The following is a 636-nucleotide window of genomic DNA, read 5'->3' as shown; positions in this document are numbered from 1 at the left end:
AGAGGGAGTGAATAAGACTAAACTAACCTTGTTTGGTATTCATTCAGGTCGTGTGAGTGAAAATCAACAAGTCTTGGCAGGAGATATTATTGGTCAGACCAAAGACGGAACGGGTCTAAAAGTTACCTATCAAAAGGTTAATGATGACACGGATAAGTTGGTCTATGTCAATCCAGCATTCTACTTTCCAAAAGTGATTCAGGTTCAAACCACCATTCTTCCAACTATCGGTCAGTTTGGCGGCGATGAGTTTGAGAGAGCCAAGGCAATTTATGACTATCTTAAAAGCAAAGGTGCGACCAATCAAGCTATCGCAGCTATTTTAGGAAATTGGTCGGTAGAATCCTCCATTAATCCAAAACGAGCTGAAGGCGACTATTTATCTCCACCTGTTGGTGCGACAGACAGTTCGTGGGATGATGAGGGCTGGCTCTCACTTAATGGTCCAACTATATACAATGGACGTTACCCAAATATTCTCAAACGTGGTTTAGGCTTAGGCCAATGGACAGATACCGCGGATGGGTCACGCAGACATACTTTATTGTTGGAATATGCCAAAGGAAAACATCAAAAGTGGTATGACTTAGGCTTACAACTGGATTTCATGTTGTATGGGGATAGTCCTTATTACAT

The 636-nt window shown here is 42.0% G+C and carries 1 protein-coding gene; it reads left to right on the top strand.

Going from position 1 to position 636, the window contains the following annotated elements:
- Window positions 1-636, top strand: a 636-nt coding sequence (locus tag ACHUFA_RS11025; RefSeq protein WP_394406110.1) for a phage tail tip lysozyme, incomplete at both ends; no start/stop codon positions are given.

Origin of the sequence: Streptococcus hepaticus (genome assembly GCF_043656315.1) — a bacterium.
Lineage (GTDB): Bacteria > Bacillota > Bacilli > Lactobacillales > Streptococcaceae > Streptococcus > Streptococcus hepaticus.
The sequence above is the reverse complement of the archived record's forward strand: the minus strand, read 5'-3'. Positions and strand labels throughout refer to the sequence as shown.